Source organism: Streptomonospora sp. PA3 (assembly GCF_009728995.1).
In the GTDB taxonomy this organism is placed as follows: Bacteria; Actinomycetota; Actinomycetes; order Streptosporangiales; family Streptosporangiaceae; genus Streptomonospora.
This window is the reverse complement of sequence record NZ_VTZW01000003.1, coordinates 39676-54499: the sequence shown is the minus strand read 5'-3', so window position 1 is coordinate 54499 and position 14824 is coordinate 39676. Positions and strand designations below refer to the sequence as shown.

Below are 14824 nucleotides of genomic sequence, written 5' to 3'. Positions count from 1 at the left end.
GTTGCCGTGGCCGGCCGGTCGGCCGGTCCCCCCGCCGCCCGCGCGCCTCGGCGCGGGCGGCAGAGGCACCGTCAGACCGCGACCGGTGACGGCTGCCGCTGCCGGTACTCGCGCAGCACCGTGCGGCCCCAGGACGCCGAGCGCTGGCACCGCTCGCCGAGTTCGGCGCCGGTGACGGTGCGCCCCTCGCTGTCGGCGGCAGCGATCAGTTCCGCCGCCGTGGCTGCCGCCTGCTCGGCCGACAGCCGCGCGGGGCGCTGCCGCCTCGGCTGCCGCTTGCGGGGGGCGCCAGCCTCGGCCGGTTCTGCCGCGGCAGCACGCGCGGGGCGCGCCTGCTCGCCGAGGCCGCCCGGCGCCAGCCCGGCCCCCGCGGGGGCCGGGGTCTGCTCGGCGACGGGCGTCCACACCGGGGCCGCTGCCGGTTGCTCCGCGGCGCCTACCGCCGCGGCTGCCGCGGGCTGCGGGGCGGGCGCTGCCGCCTCGGCCGGGTGCTGGCGCCGCCGGCCGAGCGCCACCGAGGCCACCAGCAGCAGCCCGTCGACCGACAGCGGCAGGATGTGCGCGACGAGCGCGGTTTCGCCGTAGGACAGCAGCAGATCCCGCATGTGCCCGTAGGACACGACAGCGGCGACCGCGGCGACGACGGCGGTACCGCTCCACTGGATCACTGCGGTGATACCGGTCGGGCGGGTGCCGCGCGTGACCATCTCGGCCACCAGCAGCAGCGCCACCGGCGCCCAGGCGGCCGCCAGCATCGCCCCCGCGCCGATCTGCTCGGTGCGATCGGCGGCGTACGCCACGTTCGCGGCGATGCTGGCGGCAGCGCCCAGGATGAACGCCGCCCAGGGGATGAACCGCGGGTTCACCAGGCGCCCCCTTCCCGCGGCGCCAGCGGCAGCGTGGCGACGTCGGCGAGCGCGTCCAGGGCCAGGGCGGCAAGCGCCAGCGGGAACGCGGCCAGGCGCAGCACGGCCACCAGCAGGGCCAGCAGCAGCAGGCCGAGGGCGGGCAGCACGCCGCTGGAGTGAATGACGCCGAGCAGGGTCACGACACCTCACCTCCGCCCGGGGTGCGGTGCGGGTCGTAGGCGTCGCGCACCGAGGCGGGCTCGCCCGCCGGGCCGCCGGCGTAGGCAGCGGCCAGGCGCAGCAGCGAGCACACACCGTTGACAACCTGGTCGTCCCACCCGGCCAGCCACGTGAGGATGACGCGGTGCTCGTCGGTCAGCACGGCCTCGGGCACCTGCGCCATGGCCTCGCGGAGCTGGGCGCGGAACCGGTCGCGGGAAGCCATCACTGCTCGCCCCCCGTCAGGGCCACGGGGGCCCAGCACATGAAGTGGATCTGCTCGTCGGTGAGCTGGTCCAGCCCGACCACACCCACGTCCCCGATCGGGTCGAGGATCATCTCGGCGGCCTGCGCCTTGGCCGAGGTGATGGCGGCGTCGAGGTCGATGTCCAGCTCGTCGACCGCGGCGATGATGAGCCGGTGGACCGTGCCGGAGCGGCTGCGGCTGATGACGCACACCTTGGGCCAGCCGACGCCGGGCTCGTCGGGCTCCAGCACGATGTCGAGCTGGGCGGCGCCGGCGAAGACCTCGCCAACGGGGATGTACGCCTGCTGCCTGCCGGTCGGCAGCTCGCGGAGCTGCCACTGGGAGAGGACGGGCGGCGTCGCGCTAGGGGTGGCGTTGGGCGGTGCGAGGGTAGGCTGTGCCATGTCGGTTCTACCTTCCGACTCTGGCGGTTGGCCTGCGTTCGCTGTCCCGTTTCTGTCCCGGATGAGGCCCGGATACTGGGGGATAAGCCCAGATGAGCGGGGATACGGTTTGCGCAGGTCAACCGCTATTTTTGCGGTTTCTGCGCAGGTCAGCGTGTATCTGTAGGCGGAACGGTGGATTCGGTGACAACCTAGTGAGGCGAACCGAGGGCCGGTGGATCCGCGCAGGCGGCGGGGGTCCGCCCGTGCCGGACCGCGGAGCGGCGAACGGAGGGTGCTGTGAGCGACCGCCCGGGCGACGACCGGCGCAGCGGAAACCGAGCCGATCGCGACGGCGAGTTCCGCCGCCCGCGCTCCGCCCCGACTCCCCCGCGACCGCAGCGGCTCGGCTTCACCCCGCCCAGCGCCCGCGTCCGCCGCAAACGCGCGGCGCTGCTGCTGGCCGGAACCATGTCGGTGCTGGTGCTGCTGGCCTCGGGGACCGCCTGGTCGCTGACCGGGTGGGTTTCGGGGCGGCTCAACCGCTTCGACGTCTTCGGCGAGATCGTCGCCGGCGACCGCCCGGACGCCGGCGTCGGCGGCGCACTGAACTTCCTGGTCATCGGCTCGGACTCGCGTGACGGCATGGACCGCGGCCGCCAGCACGAACTGGGCGTGGGCCGCGCCGAGGGCAGGCGCTCGGACACCATGATGCTCGTCCACCTCAACGCCGACCGCGACCGCATCACCGTCGTGGGCATCCCGCGCGACTCCTGGGTCGACGTCCCCGGCCACGGAAAGAACAAGATCAACGCCGCCTACTCCCTGGGCGGCCCCACGCTGGCCGTGCAGACCGTGGAGTCGGCGACCCACGTCCGCATCGACCACTACGTCGAGGTGGACTTCACCGGGTTCGTGGACATGGTCGACGCCCTCGGCGGCATCGAGGTGTGCCTGCCCCAGCCCATCCACGATCCCAAGGCCAACCTGGACATGGAGGCGGGCACGCACCGGGTCGCCGGCGCCGAGGCGCTCGCCTTCGCCCGCACCCGCCAGACGCCCGGCGGCGACCTGGACCGCATCGACCGGCAGCAGCAGGTCCTCTCGGCGATGCTGGAGACCGCGCTGAGCACCGACACGCTGTCCGACCCGAAGCGCTTCGGCACGTTCCTCGACACCGCGCTGGACTCGATCACCGTCGACGAGGGCCTGGACGCCGCGGCCATCAGCGAGCTGGCCCGCCAGTTGCGCGGGATCGGCCTGAAGGACGTCTCCTTCACCACCGTGCCCGTCGAGCAGGCGAACTACCAGACGCCCAACGGCGACGTCGCGGTCCTCTGGGACCGCCGCGCCGCCGCCGAGGTGTTCGCCCGGATCAACGCCGACAAGCCGCTCGGCGGCGATGGCCAGCAGGGCGGCGCGGCGGCCGACGGGCACGCCAACCCGCCCCGCCCCGGCGAGATCAGCCTGCAGGTCTTCAACGGCACCGGGATCACCGGCCTGGGCGCCCAGGCCGACCGCGCCTTCAGCGACGCGGGTTTCCGCGTGCCCTCGCCCGCGCGCAACTGGTCCAGCACCGAGGTCCACGAGACCGTGCTGCGCCACGGACCCGGGGCCGAGGCCGAAGCCGCCGTCGTCGCCGAGGCCGTGCCGGGCTCCTCGCTGGAGGAGGACCCGCGGCTGGGCGAGCGCATCCAGGTCGTGCTGGGGTTCAACTACCGGGAGGTCGAACCGCCCGAGACCGCGCCGGCCCCCTCCACCGCACCCGCGGCACAGGACGGCGGCGCCTCCCAGCCCTCCACCGCCCGCGAGAAGGTCTGCTCGGGCTGATCCGGGCGGGTGCGACCACGCCGACCGCGGTCGCGGGAGGTCGGCTGCGGCCCCGGGCGCTTCCCGGCGGGTCCGCCGCCCTGGGCGGCGAACAGGACTCAGCGGGACGCGGGAAGGGCGCTACCGTAGGACACCCCGTAGGGACGGGGGTAGTTCGGTGATCCGCTTGGAGGCACGATGCTGCGCCACCTGATCGGCCTGGCGGCCGGCACGGCCCTCGCCCCGGTCTTGTGGGGTGCGCTGGCCTGGTCGGCGCAACGGGTTTCGGCGACGGTGGACGGCGACGACGGATTCGGGGCGCCGCTGACGCTGACCGCCGTCGGCGCGCTGATGGCCGTCGGCATCGCCTGCGGATTCCTCGCCGGCGCCCGCATCTCGCCGCTTGCGGCGTTCTCCTGCGGCGGTCTGGTGCTGGGATACGCGCTGTGGCCGGTGCTGTCTCCCGGCACGGTCGACACGGCGCTGCCCGGCTGGGTCGCCGAAGACTCGCTCTTCCACCCGCTGGGCCCCGGGCTCGTGCTGGCGCTGCCGCTGGGCACCCTGCTGTTCATCTCCTCGCTCGTGCCCTCGCGGTGGCGCTCGCGGCGCGCCGACCGGCTCACCCCCGCCGACGGCGCGCCCGTCGACCGGACCGGCGCCGGCGACCCGGTCGAACCGGCGGAGCCCGCCCCGGCCCCGCCCGCCGCCGATCCGGGCGCCGCCCGCGGCGCGGAGGGCGATCCGGACAAGACCACCACCCCCCTGCGCCGCCGCCCCATGGGCCGACCGCGCTGGCACACGCGCATCCACGAGCCGCAGAGCGACACGCTGGAGTTCCAGCGCGGCGAACGGCGCTGACCGGCCGCACGGTACCGGCTCCGGTACTTTTCGAGCCGACTCGGCCGGGTCGGCACCCTGGCACGCGCGGGCCCCTCCGGGCTAGCGTGAGAGGTCCCTGTCCCCGGTGAGGAGTCGGTTGCCATGTCCAACGGCCTGCGCCACTTCCTGGGCTTTCTCGTCGGGGTGCTGGTCACCCCCGTTTTCGCGGCCGGCCTGGCCTGGGGACCGCACTGGACGGCGGGAGCCGGCCTGGACTACGACCTGGCCGCGGTGCCGGGCGTGCCGTCGTGGCTGCCCCTCGTCGCGGTGCTGGCGGTGCTGGGACTCCTGCTGGGCCTGGTGACGGGTTCGCGGCTGTCACCGCTGGCGGCACTGCTGCCCGGACTGGTGATCGGCGCCGCGGGCGTGGTCGAGACCGCGGGGCTTCCGCAGCCGGTGCCGGGCCTGGAGGGCCTGCTGGGTGTCGAGGCGCCCGGCACCCGGCCGTGGTTCCCGTGGGGCCCGCTGTTCGTCCTGGTCGGCACCGCGCTGTTCTTCTCCGCCCTGCCGCCGTCGCGCTGGCGGCGCCGGGTGCGCGAGGAGGACGGCTTCTACGAGGGCCCCTACGGCGGCTACGGTCCCGCCGAGGACGAGCCCACCGAGCCCGCCGGCCGGTACTCGCCGCCGCCCGGCTCCGCCGCGACGCCGCCGGAGGGCACCGAGACCACGCGGACCATGTCCTGGGACGCCGACGGCATGCCGCCGCGCTACCACGTGCCCGGCTCGCCGGAGCCCCAGCCTCCCGCGGGGTGGAACGAGGCTCCGCGCCCGGAGTACAGAGGCCCCGGCGAGGACCCCGGGTACGCCCGCCCGCCGCGCTGGGAGGACCGCGGCACCGGGCCGTGATCGCCCCCTGACCGCCTCATCCCCCCTCCGCGCCCGCGCCCGGGTCGGCGTGCGGGCGCATCGCCGTGCGGCGACCGCCGTCTTTACCGACGGGTAATCTGGTGGTCGACCGATCGCCCGCGCCGCGCCACGCGGCGGCCGCACCATCGCAGGGACCAGCGCGGACGGCTCGTCCGCCCCGGCTCCTCCTACGCCGTGCGGCCGGGTCGACGTTGCGTCCGGCGCTCACCGGAAATACCAGTCTCAGGCGCGCGGGCGCCCCCACGGCCGCGCGGAACAACCCATCGGGGATGCCCCCGCAGTCCCGGGGCACCGCACCGCGGGGCGCGGACCCGCCGCCGGGACGCGCGTCGGCGCCGACGCAGCCCCCTCCCGCCCCGGCGGTAGCATGCCAAGGCCGCGGGGACCACCGCCTCGGCGCGGACGGCAGCGAGGCCAGCTCAGCTTGGAAGGACGGACCATTGGTCGCAGAATCGCGCAGCAGGATCTCCGTCATCGGCACCGGGTACCTGGGTGCCACGCATGCCGCCTGCATGGCCGAGCTCGGCTTCGAGGTGGTGGGCCTCGACCTCGACCAGTCCAAGATCGACAGCCTCTCCGCCGGGCGGGTGCCGTTCTACGAGCCGGGCCTTGAGGAAGTGCTCCAGCGCAACCTCGGCAACGGCCGCCTGCGGTTCACGACCGACTACGACGAGGCCGCCGCCTTCGCCGACATCCACTTCCTGTGCGTGGGCACGCCGCAGCGCGCCGACTCCAACGCCGCCGACCTGGCCTTCGTCGAAGCCGCCGTCGACTCCCTCGCCTCCAGGCTGACCGGCTCGTCCATCATCATCGGCAAGTCGACGGTGCCGGTGGGCACCGCTCAGCGGCTCGCCGAGCGGATCGCTGCCCGCGCGCCCGCCGGCGCCGAGGTCCACCTGGGCTGGAGCCCGGAGTTCCTGCGCGAGGGCTTCGGCGTGGAGGACACGCTGCGCCCCAACCGGATCGTCATCGGCACCGACTCCCCTGTCGTGGAGTCGGCCATGCGCGACCTGTGCGCCCCGCAGATCGAGCAGGGCATCCCCTTCCTGGTGACCGACGTGCCCACGGCCGAGCTCGTCAAGGTGTCGGCCAACGCCTTCCTGGCCACCAAGATCTCCTTCATCAACGCGATGGCCGAGGTGTCCGAGGCGGCCGGCGCCGACGTCATCAAGCTCGCCGAGGCGCTGGCCTACGACGACCGCATCGGCGGCAAGTTCCTGGGGCCCGGGCTCGGGTTCGGCGGCGGATGCCTGCCCAAGGACATCCGGGCGTTCATGGCGCGCGCCGACGAACTGGGGGTGGAGCCGGCGCTGTCCTTCCTGCGCGAGGTGGACGCCATCAACCAGCGGCGCCGGGCGCGCACCGTCGACATCGCCCGCGGGCTCATCGGCGGCAGCTTCGCCGGGCGCACCGTGGGGGTGCTCGGCGCGGCGTTCAAACCCAACTCCGACGACATCCGCGACTCGCCCGCCCTGCACGTGGCCTCCGCGATCGCCGAGCAGGGCGGGGTCGTCACCGTCTACGACCCCGAGGCGCTGGAGCGCGCCAAGCAGGAGTTCCCCGGCCTGCGCTACGCCCACAGCATGCTGGAGGCCGTGCGCGACGCCGAGGTGGTGCTGCTGCTGACGGAGTGGGCGGAGTTCCGCGACGCCGACCCCGACGAGCTGGCCAAGGTGGTGGCCGAGCCGCGGATCGTGGACGGCCGCAACGCCCTCGATCCCCGGCACTGGCGCGCCCGCGGGTGGACCTACCGGGCGCTGGGCCGCCCCTGAGCCTGCCGGGCGCGGTCCGGCCGCGGATCGGCCCCGCCGGGCGAGGGCGCCCGCGGCGCGCGGGGCATCATAGGGGCATGAGCATGAGCGCAGTGGCCGACGAGGCCGCGATTCGCCGGGTGTTGCAAGAGGCCCGTGTCTGGGCGATCGTCGGGTTGGGCGACAATCCGCAGCGCCCCGCCTACAGCGTCGCCCGCTTCCTGCAGGAGCGCGGCAAGCGGATCGTGCCCGTGCACCCCGGTGCGGCCACCGTCCACGGCGAGCAGGGCTACGCCTCCCTCGCCGACATCCCGTTCGAGGTCGACGTCGCCGACGTCTTCCGCCGCTCCGAGCAGGCGGGTGCCGCCGCGGACGAGGCGCTGGCGCGGCCCGACATCTCCACCGTGTGGTTCCAGCTGGGCGTGGTCGATCCCGGCGCCGCCGAGCGGGTGAGCGCCGCCGGGCGCACCATGGTGATGGACCGCTGCCCGGCGATCGAGTGGCCGCGGCTGCTGGGATGAGCGGCGGCCGCGCGCCCGGGACGCCTGCGGCGCCGCTGCCGGCATCGCAGACGTCCCCGAGGCCGCCCTCGGACAGGGGGAGAGCGGCGGGTTCCCCGCGGGGCGGGCGGGTAGTCTCCAGACATGCGACGTCCGCGTTTGCTCCGCGCTCTGGTCGGTGAACACCCCGACCCCGCCGACTCCCGCGCAACCGGCCCGCCGGTCGATCCCGCGCGCGCAGCGGAGCGGCAGGAGCTGGCCGAGGTGCACGGGTGGACCTACGCCGAACGCCACCAGGGCGCCATCCAGGGCTGGCCCCGCACGGCGCTGCCGCCCGGACCGATCGGGCGGGTGCGCCACGAGCTCACCGGCCGCCACCACGGCCGGCCGTTCCGGATCTTCGACTACGTCCACCAGGGCTCGGCCGAGTCGCCCTGGCAGCGGATCGAGGTGTGTGCGGTCGCGCTGCCGGTCCTGGTGCCCTACCTCTACATCCGCGACTTCCCCGGCGGCGGGGACGGCGACGGCGACCTCTACGCCGAGGGCCCCGAATCCGGATTCGCGGTGGAGCTGCTCTCGGAGTCGGTGCGCGACGACGTTCGCAGGTACGGGTTCACCGACATCGTGATGGACCGGGACGTGCTCATCTGCACCAGCGACGGCGGCGGACCGCGCGACCCGGAGTCGCGGCTGGAGGCGCTGACCGACATCGTCGACCGCGTCCCCGCCGACGTGTGGGCGCGCTGGGGCAGGGACTGAGGCGCCGATCGGCGCGGCCCGCGCCGCCTGCGCGGCGGCGGCCGAAGGCGGGCGCCCGGCCCGCCTACCGGGGTGCGCCGAAGCCGGTCGAGGCGCCTTGCGCGGTGGCTCGGCTGCGCAGCCGCTGGCCCTTCTCCTTGGCCTGGCTGCGCAGCTCGTCCTGGAACTCGCTCATCCGCCCCCGCAGGTCGGGGTCGTGTGCGCCCAGCATGCGCACCGCGAGCAGGCCGGCGTTGCGGGCGGCGCCCACGGCCACCGTCGCCACCGGCACTCCCGCGGGCATCTGCACGATCGACAGCAGCGAGTCCATGCCGTCGAGGTGGCGCAGCGGCACCGGCACGCCGATCACCGGCAGCGGTGTGACGGCGGCCAGCATGCCCGGCAGGTGGGCCGCGCCCCCGGCGCCGGCGATGATCGCCTTGAGCCCGCGCTCGGCGGCCTGCGTCCCGTAGGCGATCATCTCGTGCGGCATGCGGTGGGCGGAGACGACGTCGGCCTCGTAGCCGATGTCGAACAGCTCCAGCGCCTCGGCCGCCTCCTCCATGACCGGCCAGTCGGAGTCGCTACCCATGACGATGCCTACTGCCGGGGATTCCTCGGCCATGTGAACTCTCCTTCGCGGATCTGCGGGGCCGGGCGGCCGGCGGCGTGCCGCCGCCGCGCGTCGTGTGCGATCCTACGGCGACCGGCCCCGCTGCCGCTGCCGCGCACGCGCGGGCCCCGCCGAGCCGGCCCCCGCGCGCCGCGGCCGGGCCCCGGCCGTCCGGCGCCCGGGGGCCCGGGGATGCGGCATACTTCGGACGGTACGCCGATGCCGACCGCGGCGGCTGTGTTTCCGTGGCCGGGCCCCGTCACACTGGGCGCCCTTCCGACCTCCCTGCGACGGAGCTGATATCGCATGCAATCGACGTCGTTGCCCCTTCTGTCCGCCGCGCTGCCCTTCTCGGCCGCCGATCCCACGCCGGGTCACGAGTACGAGGGCTTCATCGGCTGGGTGCTGAGCCTGATGACCGACATCGGCGAGATCGGAGTGGGCCTGGCCCTGCTCATCGAGACGGTGTTCCCGCCGGTGCCCAGCGAGGCCGTGCTGCCGGGCGCGGGTTTCCTGGCCTACGACGGGCGGATGAACCTGTGGCTGGCGATCGTGTCGGCGACCGTGGGCGCCGTGGTGGGCGCGTGGATCCTCTACTTCGCCGGCGCCCTGCTGGGCCGCGACCGCACCCGCTGGCTGGTCGACAAGCTGCCGCTGTTCGACCTGGAGGACTTCGACAAGGCCGAGCGCTTCTTCGCCCGCTGGGGCGGCATCGCGGTGCTCATAGGCCGCTGCGTGCCGCTGGTGCGCAGCCTGGTCTCGATCCCCGCGGGCATCGAGCGGATGGGCTTCTGGCGCTTCACCGGCTACACCTTCATCGGCAGCGGCGTGTGGAACAGCATCTGGATCGGGCTGGGCTTCGCCTTCGGCCCCGCCATCGCCCCGGTGCTCGAGCGCTGGAGCGGTTTGCTCAGCAACGCGGTGCTCGTGATCATCGCGCTGCTGTTCGCCTGGTTCGTCGTCGCCCGCCTGCGCCGCAACCTGCTGCGCCGCCGGGGAGGCGGCGGCGCGCAGAACGGCCCGGCGGCGGGCACCTCGCGGGTCGGCACCGGGCACGGCTGACCGCGGCGGACGCGCTCCGCACTCCGGGCCGCCGCCGCCCGGAGCGGGGCCTGTACCGCGGGTGCCGGGCGCCGGTACGGTGGGCCTCTCCCAGGCTGCGTGCTTGCGGCGGCCCGCGCCGCCGCGCGCCGAGCCTGCCTGGACGCATTCCCGACGACGCTGCCCGCCGGCCGGAGGTCACCCGACATGCCGCAGACACCCAGCTCCGTTGACCGCATCGTCACCTCTGGAACCTTCCGCCTCGACGGCGGCGAGTGGGAGGTCGACAACAACGTGTGGATCGTCGGCGACGAGCGCAGCGCGATCGTCGTCGACGCGGCCCACGACGCCGAGGCGATCGCCCGCGCGCTGGGCGACCGCGAGCTGATGGCGGTGGTGTGCACCCACGCTCACAACGACCACATCAACGCGGCCGCCGAACTGGCCGATCTCGCCGATGCGCCCATCCTGCTGCACCCCGACGACGCCGAGCTTTGGGCGATGGTCTACCCGGACCGCGAACCGGACGCGCCGCTGCTGCACGGCGAATGGCTGCAGGCCGGCGACGTCGAACTGGAGGTGCTGCACACCCCCGGACACAGCCCCGGCGCCGTGTGCCTGCACGCCCCGGCGATCGGCACGGTCTTCAGCGGCGACACCCTCTTCCAGGGCGGCCCCGGCGCGACGGGACGCTCGTTCTCCGACTTCCCGACCATCATCGACTCGATCCGCACCCGGCTGCTGACCCTCGATCCCGAGACCGTGGTGCTCACCGGGCACGGCGACCCCACGACGATCGGCGCCGAGTCCCCGCACCTGCAGGAGTGGATCGAGCGCGGCTCCTGACCCGCCCGCCGGCCCGCAGGCCGGCGCGGCGGGTCCGGGCGGGTCTCACACCGGGCTGGAGGAGGGCGGCGTCGCCGAGCCGCTCCCCGGCGGGGGCAGGAAGAGCGCGAACGTGGTGGGCCGCGTCTGGATCAGTTCGATGCGCGCCCCCTCCGACTCGGCGATGTGCCGGGCGAGGGCCAGGCCCAGGCCGGTGCCGTTGCCGCCGGTGACCTCGCGCTCGAAGATCCGCCCGGCGATCTCCTCGGGCACGCCCGGCCCCTCGTCGCTGACCTCGATGCGCACCGATCCGCCGCCGTCGAGCACGCGCACGGTTACCGTGCCGGCGCCGTGGCGGCGGGCGTTGTCGACCAGGCTGGCCAGGATCTGGGTGAGGTCGGTGGCGGGGATGCACGCCGAGAGCCCGCGCTCGCCGGTGACGACGATCTGGCGGCCATCGCTGCTGAGGATGGGCCCCCACTCGGAGGTGAACTCGTCCAGGGCCGCGTCGATGTCGATCGGCGCGGTCCCGGATTGCTGGCTCTTGCGCGCCCGGCCCAGCAGGCTCTCGACCGTGTCGACGAGCCGCTCGGTCTGGGCCAGCGCCGCCTCGCCCTCCTCCCGGACGGTCTCGGGGTTGTCGGCCTCGGCGATGATCTCCTCCAGCCGCATCGACAGCGCCGTCAGCGGGGTGCGCAGCTGGTGGGAGGCGTCGGTGGCGAAGTGGCGTTCGGTGGCGATGAGTCCGGCGATGCGCTCGGCGCTGCGGTCCAGCACCTCGGCGACCCGGTCGGCCTCGGAGATCCCATAGCGGTGGCCCCACGGCGTGACGATGCCCGACCCCAGGCGCTCGGCTGTGGCGGCCAGGTCCACCAAGGGCAGGGTGAGCCGGCGCGCCTGGAGCATCGCCAGCCCTACGGCCACCCCGATGGCCAGCAGGGACAGCGACGCGATCCCCAGCCAGGCCTGGATGACGCCTTCCCGCACGCGCGAGGCGTCGCGCCAGACGGTCACGGTGGCGCCCGACATGGAGGGGGCGCTGGCGCTCACTGTCCGCGGCGCCTCCGGCCGGCGGGGGTCGATCTGCCAGCCGCCCGCGGTGAGGACCTCTCCCGAGGACAGCCTGATCTCGATGTAGCGGTGGGGGTGGACCTGGGTGAGGCGGTCCTGGTCGATCTCGTTCTGGTCCTGCAGTTCGCTGTCGATCTCGGCCGCGATGACGCGGGCCTCCTGCTCCAGCTGGCGCTCGGCCTGGGAGTAGATGGTGGTGTAGGTGAGCGCGCCCAGCGGCAGCCCCAGCAGCAGGACCGCGATGACGGTCACCACCAGCGTGGAGAACAGCATCCGCCTGCGCATGTCACACCTCTATTGCCGGATCCGAGCGGCCCGGGATCCGGCTCCGGGCCCGCGCGGCGGGACGGACCGGACTAGTCCCGTTCAAACCGGAAGCCGACGCCCCGGACCGTGGTGATGTAGGACGGCTGGTTGGCGTCGTCGCCGAGCTTGCGACGCAGCCACGATATATGCATGTCCAGGGTCTTCGTGGAGCCCCACCAGTTGGTGTCCCACACTTCGCGCATGATCTGCTCGCGGGTGACCACCTTTCCGGCGTCTCGCACCAGCACGCGCAGCAGATCGAACTCCTTGGTGGTCAGCTGGAGCTCGCGGTCGCCGATCCAGGCGCGCCGGGAGTCGTTGTCGATGCGCACCCCGTGCACGACCGGGACCTCGGCCCCGCCCCTGCGCAGCAGTGCGCGTACCCGGGCCAGCAGCTCGGCCAGGCGGAAGGGCTTGGTGACGTAGTCGTCGGCGCCCGCGTCGAGGCCCACCACGGTGTCGACCTCGTCGGCGCGCGCGGTGAGGATGAGAATCGGCGTGCCGTGGCCCTCGGCGCGCAGCCGGCGGGCCACCTCCAACCCGTCCATTTCGGGCAAGCCGAGATCGAGGACCATCAGATCGATGTCGCCGACGCGGGCGCGGTCGAGGGTCTCATTGCCGTTGACGGTCACGTCGACGGAGTATCCTTCACGGCGCAGTGCGCGCGCCAAAGGCTCGGAGATCGACGTATCGTCCTCGGCCAGCAAAACGCAGGTCATAGGCCCGATCGTAAAGCGATTGCACGCATTTCCCTATCATGCGCGCCGCAGGGATCCGGGTCGACCGGAAACACTCCACCTCGCATAACGGACATACGGCACCAAATTCCTGGCGATCTAGGAATCCTTTGCCGTTTCCTTCCCGGAATTTGCCGCAGAATCCCGGCTCGGCCCGGCGTCAGGAGGGCTCGGGTTCGCGCGCGGGCGCCGGCTCCTCGCCCGCCGCCGGCTGCTCCGCGGGAGCCGGGGGCGCCGGGAAAACCCAGCGCTTGTAGGACCAGAACCGGAACAGGGTCCCCATTCCGACGCCGACGACGTTGCCGGCGATGTTTCGGGCGAGCGGGCCGTCGAGGCCCAGCAGGTAGACGGAGGTGCCCAGGCACGCCAGCTGGATGCCCAGCCCGACCGCGTTGAACAGGAAGAACAACGCGTACTCGCGGGCCAGTCCGGTGCGCGCGCGGTGGCTGAACGTCCAGAACCGGTTGCCGAGGAAGGCCACCACCGTGGCGATCACCACACCCAGCGCCTGCCCCACCAGCGGCGGAGCGTCCAGCACCAGCCAGAAGACGTTGGTCGCGGCCAGCTGGACGACGTAGGCCACGCCGCCGACAGTGCCGAACTTGGCCAGCTCACGGGCCAGCCGCGGCAGCCATGAAGGCGCACTGGTCACCGATCGCACTGGGGGATCCGCTCCTTTGCCCAGGTGGTCACTAGAATTCCGGGGGGCGCAGCCGGACGCTGTGCCAGCCTACTCCCCGCCAACAGCGGACCACCAGCGCAGAAGACGTCGTCGACGAGTCGAGGAACAGTGAGCGAGCAACAACGGCCCGTCCCCCGCGTGGGGATGGTCGGCGGCGGGCAGCTGGCCCGCATGACCCACCAGGCGGGGATCTCCCTGGGCGTGGACTTCCGCGTCCTGGCGGGCTCGCCGCAGGACAGCGCCGCGCGCGTGTGCGGCGACGTCCACCTGGGCGACGACCGCGGACTCGCCGATCTGGCGGCCTTCGCCAAGTCCTGCGACGTGCTCACCTTCGACCACGAGCACGTGCCCGAGCCCGTGCTGCGCGAGATCGAGGACGGCGGCGCCGTCGTGCGTCCCGGCCGCGCCGCCCTGCAGCACGCCCAGGACAAGCTCCGTATGCGCACCCGCGCCGAGGAGCTGGGCGTGCCCTGCCCGCGCTGGCGCGCGGTGACCGCGATCGACCAGATCGAGGCGTTCGCCGCCGAAACCGGCTGGCCGCTGGTGCTCAAGGCGGCCCGCGGCGGCTACGACGGCAAGGGCGTGTGGGTCGTCGGCGGTGCCGCGGAGGCGCTTGAGGTGCTGGAGGGCGCCGCCGCGAACGGCGTGCGACTGCTCGCCGAGGAGCGGGTCGCCTTTCGCCGCGAACTGGCGGTGCAGGTCGCCCGCTCCCCTTACGGCCAGCTCGCCGTCTACCCGGTCGTGGAGACCGTCCAGCGCGGCGGGATCTGCCACGAGGTCGTCGCCCCGGCGCCCGGCCTCGACGAGGCCAAGGCCACGGCCGCCCAAGAGCTGGCGATCGATCTCGCCCAGGCGCTGGACGTGGTCGGCGTGCTCGCCGTGGAGCTGTTCGAGACCGACAACGGCGTGGTCGTCAACGAGTTGGCGATGCGCCCGCACAACTCCGGGCACTGGACCATGGACGGCGCCCGCACCTCCCAGTTCGAGCAGCACCTGCGCGCGGTCCTGGACCTCCCGCTCGGCTCTCCGCGCGCCACCGCGCCGTACACGGTCATGGCCAACGTGCTCGGCGGCGAGGACCCCGGCGTCTACGGGCGCTACATCCACGTCATGGCCAAGGACCCCGGCGTCAAGGTGCACCTCTACGGCAAGCAGGTGCGGCCCGGCCGCAAGATCGGGCACGTCAACGTGGCCGGCGACGACCCCGCGGACCTGCTTGCGCGCGCCCGCGACGCGGCGGCCTTCCTGCGCGGCGGCGACCAGGACTAGCCGCCCGGAGGGGGCCTTGCGGATCCGTGCCCGTCGTGA

General features: G+C 73.9%; 17 protein-coding genes. 9 read left to right on the top strand and 8 right to left on the bottom strand.

Annotated elements, in window-relative coordinates; all coding sequences use genetic code 11:
- Positions 1-71 precede the first annotated feature (71 nt).
- Genes FZ103_RS00670 through FZ103_RS00655 form a run of 4 tightly spaced genes read right to left on the bottom strand, consistent with a single transcriptional unit; the run spans position 72 to position 1718 of the window.
- Entirely contained in the window at positions 72-866 is a 795-nt protein-coding gene (locus FZ103_RS00670) for a DUF2637 domain-containing protein (protein WP_155998066.1), read from the bottom strand.
- Positions 863-1048: a hypothetical protein gene (locus FZ103_RS00665; protein WP_155998065.1), complete on the bottom strand. Its 186-nt coding sequence runs from the start codon at positions 1046-1048 to the stop codon at positions 863-865. The genes FZ103_RS00670 and FZ103_RS00665 overlap by 4 nt, the downstream gene beginning before the upstream one ends.
- Positions 1045-1293 (bottom strand): hypothetical protein, encoded by a 249-nt coding sequence (locus tag FZ103_RS00660; protein WP_155998064.1) that lies wholly within the window; start codon positions 1291-1293, stop codon positions 1045-1047. Before FZ103_RS00660 ends, FZ103_RS00665 begins: the two co-directional genes overlap by 4 nt.
- Complete coding sequence (locus tag FZ103_RS00655) at positions 1293-1718, bottom strand: hypothetical protein (protein ID WP_155998063.1); 426 nt, start codon at positions 1716-1718, stop codon at positions 1293-1295. Before FZ103_RS00655 ends, FZ103_RS00660 begins: the two co-directional genes overlap by 1 nt.
- 279 nt (positions 1719-1997) lie before the next feature.
- On the opposite strand from FZ103_RS00655, the gene FZ103_RS00650 reads away from it, so the two are divergent.
- From FZ103_RS00650 to FZ103_RS00625, 6 genes are all read left to right on the top strand, one after another.
- On the top strand, positions 1998-3527 hold the full coding sequence (locus FZ103_RS00650; RefSeq protein ID WP_186355608.1) for an LCP family protein: 1530 nt from the start codon (positions 1998-2000) through the stop codon (positions 3525-3527).
- Positions 3528-3704: 177 nt separating this feature from the next.
- Positions 3705-4364 carry a hypothetical protein gene (locus tag FZ103_RS00645; protein WP_186355607.1) on the top strand — a complete coding sequence of 220 codons (660 nt, stop codon included), beginning with the start codon at positions 3705-3707 and terminating at the stop codon, positions 4362-4364.
- A 123-nt stretch (positions 4365-4487) separates the two neighbouring features.
- A complete protein-coding gene (locus tag FZ103_RS00640) occupies positions 4488-5231 on the top strand; it encodes a hypothetical protein (RefSeq protein ID WP_155998062.1) in 744 nt (247 codons plus the stop codon).
- Positions 5232-5692: 461 nt separating this feature from the next.
- The gene (locus FZ103_RS00635) at positions 5693-7024 is read left to right on the top strand and encodes a UDP-glucose/GDP-mannose dehydrogenase family protein (protein WP_155998061.1); all 1332 of its coding nucleotides are present in this window, start codon (positions 5693-5695) and stop codon (positions 7022-7024) included.
- A gap of 83 nt (positions 7025-7107) precedes the next feature.
- Positions 7108-7524, top strand: a complete 417-nt coding sequence (locus FZ103_RS00630; protein ID WP_155998506.1) for a CoA-binding protein — start codon at positions 7108-7110, stop codon at positions 7522-7524.
- Positions 7525-7647: 123 nt separating this feature from the next.
- Complete coding sequence (locus FZ103_RS00625; RefSeq protein ID WP_255429683.1) at positions 7648-8262, top strand: hypothetical protein; 615 nt, start codon at positions 7648-7650, stop codon at positions 8260-8262.
- A gap of 64 nt (positions 8263-8326) precedes the next feature.
- Here FZ103_RS00625 and purE read toward each other — a convergent pair whose 3' ends face one another.
- Complete coding sequence (gene purE / locus FZ103_RS00620) at positions 8327-8866, bottom strand: 5-(carboxyamino)imidazole ribonucleotide mutase (protein WP_155998060.1); 540 nt, start codon at positions 8864-8866, stop codon at positions 8327-8329.
- 309 nt (positions 8867-9175) lie between these two features.
- Here purE and FZ103_RS00615 point away from each other — a divergent pair, with 309 nt between their 5' ends.
- Both FZ103_RS00615 and FZ103_RS00610 read left to right on the top strand, forming a co-directional pair.
- Positions 9176-9916 carry a DedA family protein gene (locus tag FZ103_RS00615; RefSeq protein ID WP_255429682.1) on the top strand — a complete coding sequence of 247 codons (741 nt, stop codon included), beginning with the start codon at positions 9176-9178 and terminating at the stop codon, positions 9914-9916.
- 186 nt (positions 9917-10102) lie between these two features.
- Positions 10103-10741, top strand: coding sequence for an MBL fold metallo-hydrolase (locus FZ103_RS00610; protein ID WP_155998057.1), 639 nt, complete (start codon positions 10103-10105; stop codon positions 10739-10741).
- Between the two features lie 45 nt (positions 10742-10786).
- On the opposite strand, the gene FZ103_RS00605 is transcribed toward FZ103_RS00610, so the two are convergent.
- The 3 genes from FZ103_RS00605 to FZ103_RS00595 form a co-directional block, all read right to left on the bottom strand.
- Positions 10787-12076 carry an ATP-binding protein gene (locus FZ103_RS00605; RefSeq protein ID WP_155998055.1) on the bottom strand — a complete coding sequence of 430 codons (1290 nt, stop codon included), beginning with the start codon at positions 12074-12076 and terminating at the stop codon, positions 10787-10789.
- Positions 12077-12147: 71 nt separating this feature from the next.
- Positions 12148-12816, bottom strand: coding sequence for a response regulator transcription factor (locus tag FZ103_RS00600; RefSeq protein WP_155998053.1), 669 nt, complete (start codon positions 12814-12816; stop codon positions 12148-12150).
- Positions 12817-12994: 178 nt separating this feature from the next.
- The gene (locus tag FZ103_RS00595) at positions 12995-13495 is read right to left on the bottom strand and encodes a GtrA family protein (RefSeq protein WP_186355606.1); all 501 of its coding nucleotides are present in this window, start codon (positions 13493-13495) and stop codon (positions 12995-12997) included.
- A gap of 129 nt (positions 13496-13624) precedes the next feature.
- On the opposite strand from FZ103_RS00595, the gene FZ103_RS00590 reads away from it, so the two are divergent.
- Complete coding sequence (locus FZ103_RS00590; RefSeq protein ID WP_186355605.1) at positions 13625-14785, top strand: 5-(carboxyamino)imidazole ribonucleotide synthase; 1161 nt, start codon at positions 13625-13627, stop codon at positions 14783-14785.
- The last annotated feature ends 39 nt before the right edge of the window (positions 14786-14824 follow it).